The organism is Pseudomonas sp. NPDC086112 (assembly GCF_044746425.1).
Lineage (GTDB): Bacteria > Pseudomonadota > Gammaproteobacteria > Pseudomonadales > Pseudomonadaceae > Aquipseudomonas.
This window is the reverse complement of record NZ_JBIVCD010000063.1, coordinates 1-9,616: the sequence shown is the minus strand read 5'-3', so window position 1 is coordinate 9,616 and position 9,616 is coordinate 1. Positions and strand designations below refer to the sequence as shown.

The following is a 9,616-nucleotide window of genomic DNA, read 5'->3' as shown; positions in this document are numbered from 1 at the left end:
TAAAGCCTCCCAGGCATTACCTGGCACTTCGCCCTATGGAGCCCGGACTTTCCTCCCCCCCCTAATTTTCATAGAGGGCAGCGACTGTCCGATCGACTCTCCGCCGCGAAGATTAACGGCAGAGCGGCCGAAGAACAAGCGCTAAAAGCCTCTGGCCGGCGCTGCACATCGGTTTTACTCGCCCTTCTGTTTATCCAGCGCGACCTGATAGAGCACATTCTTGCGTTCGCCGGTAATTTGCGCCGCCAATGCCGCCGCACGCTTGAGCGGCATCTCTTCGAGCAGCAGATTGAGAATACGCATGGCTTCACTGCTGACAGCGTCTTCGGTCTCAGGGGCAGTCCAGCCCGCCACCAGCACTACACACTCGCCACGCTGCTGATTGCTGTCCGATTCGACGAACTCGCGCAACTCGGCCAGCGGCAAGCCTTTAAGGGTTTCGAAGGTCTTGGTCAGTTCACGCGCCAGCAACGCCGGACGCTCGGCGCCGAATACCAGCTCCATGTCTTGCAGGCACTCGAGAATGCGGTGCGGTGCTTCATAGAAAATCAGCGTGCGCGGCTCTTCTTTTACCAGCTCCAGACGAGCCCGTCGGCCGACAGCCTTGGCCGGCAAAAACCCTTCGAAGATGAAACGATCGGACGGCAGGCCCGCGGCCGACAATGCCGCAATCAAGGCGCACGCCCCCGGCACCGGCACCACATTGATTCCTGCGGCACGAGCCTGACGCACCAGGTGATAACCCGGATCGGAAATCAGCGGCGTCCCGGCGTCGGAAATCAACGCCACATCGTCGCCCGCCAGCAGACGCGTGATAAAGCGGTTACCCTCCTCACGCTCGTTGTGCTCATGACAGGCCGCCAGCGGCGTGGGAATACCGAAATGCTGCATCAATCGCTGGGAATGGCGAGTGTCTTCGGCCGCGATCAAGGCGACCTCACGCAGGATCTTCAGCGCACGCGCACTGATGTCGTCCAGGTTGCCGATGGGCGTCGCCACCACATAAAGCGAGCCAGCAGCGGAATTCAAAGCACCTGGAGCAGTCAAAGCGCACACCTCATGATCGGTAAAAAGGCGACATTGTAGCGCGTAGCGGCGCTTGCGATACGCTTCACCCTCCGCGGGTTTTCCAGCGTTATGTGCAGTACTGCAACATTTGTACGAGCTAAATTGATCGATTCACGCCAGTAACATCGCGCCCCGGCCAGCGCTTGGGTACAATTCCACGCTAATTTGATCGAGTATCAGGAACACTACATGATCGCTTGCCTGCGGCTGTTCACTGCCCTCTGCCTCGCTGCCTTGCTGGCGGCTTGCGCCAGCTCGCCCTCTTCCAGCCTTGGCGAACTTCCACGGACCCCGGACGCCAGTATCGAGCAACTGCTCGAACAGGCCACTCGAAGCAAAGATCCGGAAAAAGCCGCTCTATTGCGCTTGAGCGCGGCAGACCTGGCTTATCGCCAGGGCAATGCCGGCCAGTCCGCGCAAATCCTGCAACAGGTGCCGGTGGAACAACTCAAGCCTGGCCAACAAGTCTTCGCCAGCACCCTGGCGGCTGAACTGGCCATGGTCCGCAATCAGCCCAAAGCAGCGCTGACTGCCCTGAGCCATCCGAGCCTGCAACGCCTGAGCGAACTGCCCGTCGAACAACAGGTTCGCACCGGCACCGTTCATGCCCGCGCCCTTGAGGCCGACGGCCAGACCCTGGCCGCCGCACGGGAGCGCATCTTTATTGCGCCGATGCTTGAAGGTGAAGCAGCCAGCAAAAACCACGAAGCGATCTGGACCCTGATCGCTTCGCTGCCGACCGATCAATTGCAGCCGACCACCGACGATGACCTCGGCGGCTGGATCCGTCTGGCGCTGGTGGTGAAAACGGCCGGCACCCTGGAGCAGCAGCAAGCCGCGATCGACAACTGGCGCGAGCAGAATCCAAAACACCCGGCTGCCATCCAGCTGCCGCTGCCACTGACCAAACTCAAGGAGCTGGCCAGCCAGCCCCTGAGCAAGATCGCCCTGCTGCTTCCGCAAGACGGCCCACTGGGTTCGGTTGGCAAAGCGCTACGTGAAGGCTTCATGGCTGCGCACTACCAGGCGCAACAAGCCGGGCAGAAGCCACCAGCCATCGAGTTCTATGACAGCTCGCGCCTGACGTCCCTCGACGAGTTCTATCGCAAGGCCCAGGCCGATGGCGTGCAACTGGTGGTCGGCCCGCTGGAGAAGCCGCTGGTCAAACAGCTCAGCGCCCGCCCGCAACTGCCGATCACTACCCTGGCGCTGAACTACAGCGAAGGCGCACAAGGTCCGGCCCAACTGTTCCAGTTCGGTCTTGCCGCTGAAGACGAAGCCCGCGAAGTGTCTCGCCGTGCACGCGCCGATGGCCTGCATCGCGCCGCGATCATGGTGCCGAAAGGCGAATGGGGCGACCGCGTCTACAAGGCGTTCAGCCAGGATTGGCAAGCCAACGGTGGCAGCATTGTCGCTACCGAGCGCGTCGACCAGCCGGTACAACTGGCCCAGCAGATTGCCGACATGTTCCAGCTGCGCCAGAGCGAAGGCCGTGCCAAGAGCCTGCAAAGCACCGTTGGCTCGCAGGTTGCCGCTCAACCTTCGCGTCGTCAGGACATCGAGTTCATCTTCCTGGCCGCGACGCCGCAACAGGCTCAACAAATCAAACCGACCCTGAACTTCCAGTACGCCGGGGACGTGCCGGTTTACGCCACCTCCCACGTGTTCAGCGCCAGCGGCGACCAGAACCAGTACAACGACATGAACGGTATTCGCTTCTGCGAAACCCCATGGCTGCTGGATGCCAACGACCCGCTGCGCAAACAGGTCACTGCACAATGGCCACAAGCCGGCGGCAGTCTGGGCCGTCTGTACGCGATGGGCGTTGACGCCTATCGCCTGGCACCGCGTCTGGGGCAACTCAAGGCCTTGCCGGACAGCCGCATCCAGGGTCAATCGGGCAGCCTGGGCATGACTCAGAGTCAACGGGTCGAGCGTCAGTTGCCATGGGCAGAGTTCATCAACGGTCAGGTTCAACGCCTGCCGGACACCTCGCGCTGATGCCTGACAGGTCACGCCAGCAAAGCGGTAAAGATGCCGAGCGTCATGCGCTCGAGCATCTTCAGCAACAAGGTCTGCGCCTGCTGGCGCAGAACTGGTTGTGTAAACGCGGCGAGCTTGATCTGGTCATGCTTGATGGCGATACAGTAGTATTCGTCGAAGTACGCTATAGAAAAAACACCCAATGGGGTGGTGCGCTCGATAGCATCGATGGGCGCAAACGGCAGAAACTGATTTTTGCCGCGCAGTATTTTCTTCAGCGCGAGTCGCGTTGGGCCAATTCCCCCTGCCGCTTCGACGTGGTTGCCATCGACAGCAACCTTGATCAGTTGAACTGGTTGCAGAATGCCTTCGACAGCTGATCGCTTGCGTCCCGAACCGGACACCTTCACCCAACACTTTTGCTCTTTGCTTTGCGGGCTGCACATTCATGTGCCGAGTAGCCGCGCTAATTAAGGTCACACAGATGGACATGCAATCGCGAATTCGCCAGCTTTTTCAGGCCAGTATCGACACCAAGCAACAGGCGATGGACGTACTTGCACCGCACATCGAGCAAGCCAGCCAGGTCATGGTCAACGCCCTGCTCAACGAGGGCAAAATGCTGTCCTGCGGCAACGGCGGTTCCGCCGGTGACGCACAGCACTTCTCCTCCGAGCTGCTCAACCGCTTCGAACGCGAGCGCCCGAGCCTGCCCGCCATCGCGCTGACCACCGACAGCTCGACGATCACCTCGATCGCCAACGATTACAGCTACAACGAAATCTTCTCCAAACAGATCCGCGCCCTCGGTCAGCCGGGTGATGTTTTGCTGGCGATTTCCACCAGCGGCAACTCGGCAAACATAATTCAAGCGATCCAGGCCGCACATGATCGCGAAATGATTGTCGTAGCATTGACCGGTCGTGATGGCGGCGGCATGGCGTCACTGCTATTGCCTGAGGACGTGGAGATTCGCGTACCGGCCAACGTTACCGCACGTATTCAGGAAGTCCACCTGCTGGCGATCCATTGCCTTTGCGATCTGATCGACAGCCAACTGTTCGGGAGTGAAGAATGACCCCTAATCGCCTAGGCCTTCTGGCCTTGACCCTGTGCCTTGGCATCAGCGGCTGCACCTCGGTGGTTAACGCCAGCCGTGAAGCGCCGATCGATGATGACCGCGGCACCCGCACCTTCGGCAGCAAGATCGACGACTCCCTGATCGAAACCAAGGCCGGTGTAAACATCGCCAAGGCCGATCCGGACCTGGACAACAACTCGCACATCGTCGTCACCAGCTTCAACGGCGTGGTGCTGCTCGCCGGGCAAACCCCTCGTGCCGACCTCAAGGCCAAGGCCGAACAGGTTGCCGCCTCCGTGCAGCGCGTGAAGAAGGTGCACAACGAGCTACAAGTGCTGCAACCGTCCTCGCTGCTGGCGCGTCAGAACGACACCTGGCTGACCACCAAGATCAAGACCCAGATGCTTACCGATGCCTCCATCCCGGGTTCGCGCATCAAGGTTGTGACCGAAAACGGCATCGTCTACTTGCTGGGTCTGCTGACCAAGCAGGAAGCGGCTCAGGCAACCAATTTGGTACAAGGCGTTTCCGGCGTGCAGAAGATCGTGAAGTTGTTTGAGTACATCGACTGACGCGACTGTAAGCGCTGGTAGAAGCCTACGGTTTGAAAGTGGTGAATAATAAAAAAGGCGATCCATTCGGATCGCCTTTTTTATTACTTCACCACCTTCAAACTCGGTCGACCGCTGGGACGCGGCGGCTCACTGTCGGGTGGCGGAACATCATCATCCGGCTCGATCTCTTCCTCGTCTTCCAGAGGCGATTCCATATCGAACACCATGCCCTGACCGTTCTCCCGGGCGTAAATACCCAGGATCGATGCGATAGGCACGTACAGGGTGTGCGGCACGCCACCAAAGCGCCCCTCGAAACTGACTGCCTCGTTGTCCATGTGCAGATGACGCACGGCCGCCGGGGAAACGTTCAGGACAATCTGTCCGTCACTGGCAAAACCCTGAGGCACCTGCACCGATGGATACTCGGAATTAACCAGCATGTGCGGGGTGCAATCGTTGTCCACAATCCACTCGTAGAGCGCGCGGACCAGATAAGGTCGACTGGAGTTCATAGCGGCTCCTTAAGCCTTAGCGCATATCGCGTTCGACACCAGACAGACTCGCCTGGAAAGCCTCACGCGCAAACGAGCGCTCCATATAATCAAGCAGCGGCTTGGCAGGCCGCGGCAGTTCAATACCCAGAATCGGCAATCGCCAGAGTATTGGCAATAGGCAGCAATCCACCAGACTTTGTTCCTCACTGAGGAAAAACGGCTTGTCGGCAAACAACGGCGACACGCCTGTCAGGCTTTCGCGCAGCTCTTTACGAGCCACGACACGGGCTGCTTCCTTGGTCCGCGAATCCAGAATCAGATCCACCAGGCCACACCAGTCACGCTGAATGCGATGAATCAGCAGACGGCTGTTGGCACGCGCCACAGGATAAACCGGCAGTAGTGGCGGGTGCGGGTAACGCTCATCCAGATATTCCATCACCACGGTCGACTCCCACAACGCCAGGTCACGATCGACCAGGGTGGGCAGGCTTCCGTAAGGGTTCACCTCAATCAGTTTAGGCGGCTGGCGACCAGCTTCCACGTAAATGATCTCGGCGCTGACACCCTTCTCTGCAAGTACGATGCGCACTCGGTGGGAATAGTGGTCGGCGGGGTCGGAGTAACAGGCCAACCGATTGGTCACGCCCATGGCGGTCCTCCTCGCTTGTTGAAATTATCGGAAACGGAAAAACACGCGCGCCCAGAGGGCGCCTCCCGTAACGCCTGGATCACCAGACTCGTTACACCTTCAGAGACGCCCCTGGGCGCGCGCGATTAACAGCAATGGCTTACAGCTTTATCAATGGACGTCTTTCCAGTATTCACGCTTGAGCAAGTAAGCGAATACGAAGAAGAACGCCAGGTACAGCAACACATAGGTACCGATGCGCTGATGCTGCAGCTTCACCGGGTTGGCCGAGTAGGCCAGGAAGGTCACCAGATTCTTGACCTTCTCGTCGAACTGCTCTTCGTTCAGCGTGCCGGTTTTCGGCAATACAGTCAGTTGATCGCAGGCTTCATGGGTCAAAGCGGTGCCAGTCAGCGGATCGTATTGCTTCTTGCCGTCTTCGACGACTTGAACTTGTTTACAGCCTACCACTTGACGACCCTGCAGGCCGACCAGAACGTTAGGCATGCCGACGTTCGGGAACACCTTGTTGTTCACGCCCCATGGACGTGACGGGTCTTCATAGAACGAACGCAGATAGCCGTAGAGCCAGTCGGTGCCACGAACACGAGCCACCAGCGTCAGGTCGGGCGGCGCCGCACCGAACCAGGTCTTGGCGTCAGCCGGCTGCATGCCGACGTTCATGTGATCGCCAATCTTGGCGCCGGTGAACACCAGCTTCTCAAGCATCAACTCGTGAGGAATGCCCAGGTCATCGGCGACACGCTCGTAGCGCTGGAACTTCGCGCTGTGGCAGCCCATGCAATAGTTGGCGAACGTACGTGCGCCGTCCTGCATGGCAGCCTTGTCGGAAACGTCGATGTCGACCTTCTCAAGCTCAGGACCACCGTGTTCGGCCGCAAAGGACAGTACAGGCATCGCCGCAAGAATCAGTACAGCAAATAGCTTTTTCATCAGCCAGTCACCCTTTCCGGAACCGGTTTGGTCTTCTCGAGCCTGGTGTAGAACGGCATCAGAATGAAGTAGGCGAAGTACAGGAAGGTACATACCTGCGACAGCAACGTACGGCCTGGCGTTGGCGCCAGAACACCCAACACACCCAGGATCACGAACGAGATGCAGAACACCCAAAGCCAGATCTTGCTCAGCCAGCCTTTGTAGCGCATCGACTTGACCGGGCTGCGATCCAGCCATGGCAGGACGAACAGCACAGCGATGGCCGCGCCCATGGCGATTACGCCCAGGAGCTTGTCCGGAACCGCCCGCAGAATCGCGTAGAACGGTGTGAAGTACCAGACCGGAGCGATGTGCTCAGGGGTCTTGAAGGCGTTCGCCACTTCAAAGTTCGGCTTCTCGAGGAAGTAGCCGCCCATTTCAGGGAAGAAGAACACGATCGAGCAGAAGATGAACAGGAACACCACCACGCCGACGATATCTTTCACGGTGTAGTACGGGTGGAAGGCAATGCCGTCCAGCGGTACGCCGTTTTCGTCTTTGTGCTTCTTGATGTCGACGCCATCCGGATTGTTCGAACCGACTTCGTGCAGCGCCAGAATATGCACCACCACCAGACCGAGGATCACGATCGGCAGGGCAACCACATGCAAGGCGAAGAAGCGGTTCAGGGTAATACCGGAAATCAGGTAGTCACCACGAATCCACTGGGTCAGGTCGTTACCGATGACAGGGATCGCGCCGAACAGCGAGATGATCACCTGGGCACCCCAGTAGGACATCTGGCCCCACGGCAGCAGATAACCCATGAAGGCCTCAGCCATCAACGCCAGGTAGATCAGCATGCCGAACACCCACACCAACTCACGCGGCTTCTGATACGAACCGTAGAGCAGGCCACGGAACATATGCAGGTAAACCACGATGAAGAACATCGAGGCGCCGACTGCGTGCAGCAGGCGCAAGATTGAGCCGTGGTTCACATCACGCATAATGCCTTCAACGGAAGCAAAAGCCTCTTCCGCCGACGGGGTGTAGCTCATGGTCAGCCAGACACCGGTAACGATCTGGTTGACCAGAACGAGCAGTGCCAGGGAGCCAAAGAAATAGAAGAAGTTGAAGTTCTTCGGGGCGTAGTACTTGCTGAGATGGTCTTCCCACATTTTGGTCGCAGGGAAGCGCGCATCAACCCAATCCATGAACTTGCTCATCACGCTTTCTCCGTATCGACGCCAATGACAATGATGTCATCGGTCTCATAGGAATGCGGGGGAACTGGCAGGTTCAAAGGCGCAGGTTGCGACTTGTAGACGCGGCCAGCCAAATCGTAGTGAGAACCGTGGCAAGGGCAGAAATAACCCCCTACCCAATCCTTGCCCAAGTCTGCAGGTGCCACTTCTGGACGGAAAGTCGGAGAGCAACCCAGGTGCGTGCAGATACCGATCAGCAGCAGAACTTCTGGCTTGATCGAACGCGTCTCCGGGTCGACATAGGTCGGTTGCGTCGAGTTCTTGGAGGTCGGGTCAGACAGCTGGCCCTCGATCTTTTTCAGATTCCCCAGGATTTCCTCGGTACGGCGGACAATGAACACCGGCTGGCCGCGCCACTCAGCAATCATTTGCTGACCTGGCTCGATTTTGCTGACATTCACTTTCACCGGTGCACCTGCGGCTTTCGCCATGGCACTGGGAAACCATGACCCCACGACCGGGACCGCAGCCCCCACCGCTCCTGCAGCACCCACCACGGATGTGGCTGCTACCCCGACGCGACGCCGGGCTGCATTCACGCCGTCATTGCTCATTCAGTCCTCTCCCATCAGCTTTGTGGCCTGTTAAATCAGGCGTCTACTAAGTAAAAATCTGAACTTATAAAAATTTTGCCGAATGGTAATGAAAAGCCCCAATCCTGACAAGGTAATTACCGAGGGGCTTCACTGCCAAGCCTTGCAGTATAGGGCTTCTGCGGATGTGGCAAGTTGTCACAGCGCAATTCCTCGATAAATCGCGCCCATAAAAAAACGCCCAGCTTCGCGAGGAAACTGGGCGTTCTTTTTGAACGCGAAAGCGAATTAACGCTTCGAGTACTGCGGACGCTTACGCGCTTTACGCAGACCAACTTTCTTACGTTCAACTTCACGAGCATCGCGAGTAACGAAGCCAGCTTTGCGCAGAGCGCCACGCAGGGTTTCGTCGTACTGCATCAGTGCGCGAGTGATACCGTGGCGGATTGCGCCAGCTTGACCACTTACACCACCGCCGATCACGGTGACGTAGATGTCGAACTTCTCGACAGTCTCAGTCAATTCCAGCGGCTGACGAACTACCATGCGGGCAGTTTCGCGGCCGAAGAAATTATCCAGCGAACGGTTGTTGATGGAGATGTTACCAGTACCCGGACGCAGGAAAACGCGTGCGGTTGCGGTCTTGCGACGGCCAGTGCCTTTATTTTGAGTCGCCGACATAATGAACTATTCCGTTAAAACTTCAGTTCTTGGGGCTGCTGAGCAGTATGAGGGTGTACAGCGCCCGCATAGACTTTCAGCTTACGATACATGTCGCGACCCAGCGGGTTCTTAGGCAGCATGCCTTTGACCGCGGTCTCGATCACGCGCTCAGGGGCTTTAGCGATCAGCTTTTCGAAGTTGATCGACTTGATGCCGCCCGGGAAACCGGAGTGGGAGTAGTAGATTTTGTCGGTGGTTTTAGCACCGGTTACACGAATCTGCTCGGCATTGATAACGACGATGTAATCGCCGGTGTCAACGTGAGGAGTGTACTCAGCTTTATGCTTGCCACGCAGACGGCTCGCGATTTCGGTGGCCAGACGACCCAGGGTCTGACCTGCA

At 58.1% G+C, this 9,616-nt stretch carries 12 protein-coding genes and 1 other RNA gene (1 of these 13 cut by a window edge); 4 read left to right on the top strand and 9 right to left on the bottom strand.

The features are described 5' to 3' along the window. An RNA gene (gene rnpB, locus ACIPLA_RS26945) (RNase P RNA component class A) lies at positions 1-100 on the bottom strand; it reaches 137 nt to the left of the window's first position. A gap of 74 nt (positions 101-174) precedes the next feature. Continuing rightward, on the bottom strand, positions 175-1,047 hold the full coding sequence (gene rsmI, locus ACIPLA_RS26940; protein ID WP_008005002.1) for a 16S rRNA (cytidine(1402)-2'-O)-methyltransferase: 873 nt from the start codon (positions 1,045-1,047) through the stop codon (positions 175-177). A gap of 210 nt (positions 1,048-1,257) precedes the next feature. Between rsmI and ACIPLA_RS26935 the strand changes: the two genes are divergently transcribed. The 4 genes from ACIPLA_RS26935 (at position 1,258) to ACIPLA_RS26920 (ending at position 4,704) form a co-directional block, all read left to right on the top strand. Then, positions 1,258-3,069, top strand: coding sequence for a penicillin-binding protein activator (locus tag ACIPLA_RS26935; RefSeq protein ID WP_192345500.1), 1,812 nt, complete (start codon positions 1,258-1,260; stop codon positions 3,067-3,069). After that, entirely contained in the window at positions 3,069-3,431 is a 363-nt protein-coding gene (locus tag ACIPLA_RS26930) for a YraN family protein (protein ID WP_007904371.1), read from the top strand. Before ACIPLA_RS26935 ends, ACIPLA_RS26930 begins: the two co-directional genes overlap by 1 nt. Positions 3,432-3,535: 104 nt before the next feature. After that, positions 3,536-4,129: a phosphoheptose isomerase gene (locus tag ACIPLA_RS26925; protein ID WP_007904374.1), complete on the top strand. Its 594-nt coding sequence runs from the start codon at positions 3,536-3,538 to the stop codon at positions 4,127-4,129. Further along, on the top strand, positions 4,126-4,704 hold the full coding sequence (locus tag ACIPLA_RS26920) for a BON domain-containing protein (protein WP_008072118.1): 579 nt from the start codon (positions 4,126-4,128) through the stop codon (positions 4,702-4,704). Before ACIPLA_RS26925 ends, ACIPLA_RS26920 begins: the two co-directional genes overlap by 4 nt. Positions 4,705-4,787: 83 nt before the next feature. On the opposite strand, the gene ACIPLA_RS26915 is transcribed toward ACIPLA_RS26920, so the two are convergent. The 7 genes from ACIPLA_RS26915 to rplM all read right to left on the bottom strand — a co-directional run. After that, positions 4,788-5,201: a ClpXP protease specificity-enhancing factor gene (locus ACIPLA_RS26915; protein ID WP_008004998.1), complete on the bottom strand. Its 414-nt coding sequence runs from the start codon at positions 5,199-5,201 to the stop codon at positions 4,788-4,790. Between the two features lie 16 nt (positions 5,202-5,217). Further along, a complete protein-coding gene (locus ACIPLA_RS26910; protein ID WP_007905304.1) occupies positions 5,218-5,835 on the bottom strand; it encodes a glutathione S-transferase N-terminal domain-containing protein in 618 nt (205 codons plus the stop codon). A gap of 150 nt (positions 5,836-5,985) precedes the next feature. Beyond that, on the bottom strand, positions 5,986-6,768 hold the full coding sequence (locus ACIPLA_RS26905) for a cytochrome c1 (RefSeq protein WP_401177390.1): 783 nt from the start codon (positions 6,766-6,768) through the stop codon (positions 5,986-5,988). Beyond that, a complete protein-coding gene (locus ACIPLA_RS26900; RefSeq protein WP_192345499.1) occupies positions 6,768-7,979 on the bottom strand; it encodes a cytochrome bc complex cytochrome b subunit in 1,212 nt (403 codons plus the stop codon). Before ACIPLA_RS26900 ends, ACIPLA_RS26905 begins: the two co-directional genes overlap by 1 nt. After that, positions 7,979-8,572, bottom strand: coding sequence for a ubiquinol-cytochrome c reductase iron-sulfur subunit (gene petA, locus ACIPLA_RS26895; RefSeq protein WP_401177387.1), 594 nt, complete (start codon positions 8,570-8,572; stop codon positions 7,979-7,981). Before petA ends, ACIPLA_RS26900 begins: the two co-directional genes overlap by 1 nt. 267 nt (positions 8,573-8,839) lie before the next feature. Beyond that, a complete protein-coding gene (rpsI, locus tag ACIPLA_RS26890; protein ID WP_401177384.1) occupies positions 8,840-9,232 on the bottom strand; it encodes a 30S ribosomal protein S9 in 393 nt (130 codons plus the stop codon). Positions 9,233-9,246: 14 nt separating this feature from the next. Further along, on the bottom strand, positions 9,247-9,616 hold a 370-nt coding region (gene rplM / locus ACIPLA_RS26885), incomplete at its 5' end, for a 50S ribosomal protein L13 (RefSeq protein WP_401177382.1).

What these genes read in the sequence shown, in the direction of transcription:
- ACIPLA_RS26935 (WP_192345500.1), top strand. Translation starts at nt 1,258, where the DNA reads ATGATCGCTTGCCTGCGGCTGTTCACTGCCCTCTGCCTCGCTGCCTTG.
- ACIPLA_RS26930 (WP_007904371.1), top strand. Translation starts at nt 3,069, where the DNA reads ATGCCTGACAGGTCACGCCAGCAAAGCGGTAAAGATGCCGAGCGTCAT.
- ACIPLA_RS26925 (WP_007904374.1), top strand. Translation starts at nt 3,536, where the DNA reads ATGGACATGCAATCGCGAATTCGCCAGCTTTTTCAGGCCAGTATCGAC.
- ACIPLA_RS26920 (WP_008072118.1), top strand. Translation starts at nt 4,126, where the DNA reads ATGACCCCTAATCGCCTAGGCCTTCTGGCCTTGACCCTGTGCCTTGGC.
- ACIPLA_RS26915 (WP_008004998.1), bottom strand. Translation starts at nt 5,201, where the DNA reads ATGAACTCCAGTCGACCTTATCTGGTCCGCGCGCTCTACGAGTGGATT.
- ACIPLA_RS26910 (WP_007905304.1), bottom strand. Translation starts at nt 5,835, where the DNA reads ATGGGCGTGACCAATCGGTTGGCCTGTTACTCCGACCCCGCCGACCAC.
- ACIPLA_RS26905 (WP_401177390.1), bottom strand. Translation starts at nt 6,768, where the DNA reads ATGAAAAAGCTATTTGCTGTACTGATTCTTGCGGCGATGCCTGTACTG.
- ACIPLA_RS26900 (WP_192345499.1), bottom strand. Translation starts at nt 7,979, where the DNA reads ATGAGCAAGTTCATGGATTGGGTTGATGCGCGCTTCCCTGCGACCAAA.
- petA (WP_401177387.1), bottom strand. Translation starts at nt 8,572, where the DNA reads ATGAGCAATGACGGCGTGAATGCAGCCCGGCGTCGCGTCGGGGTAGCA.
- rpsI (WP_401177384.1), bottom strand. Translation starts at nt 9,232, where the DNA reads ATGTCGGCGACTCAAAATAAAGGCACTGGCCGTCGCAAGACCGCAACC.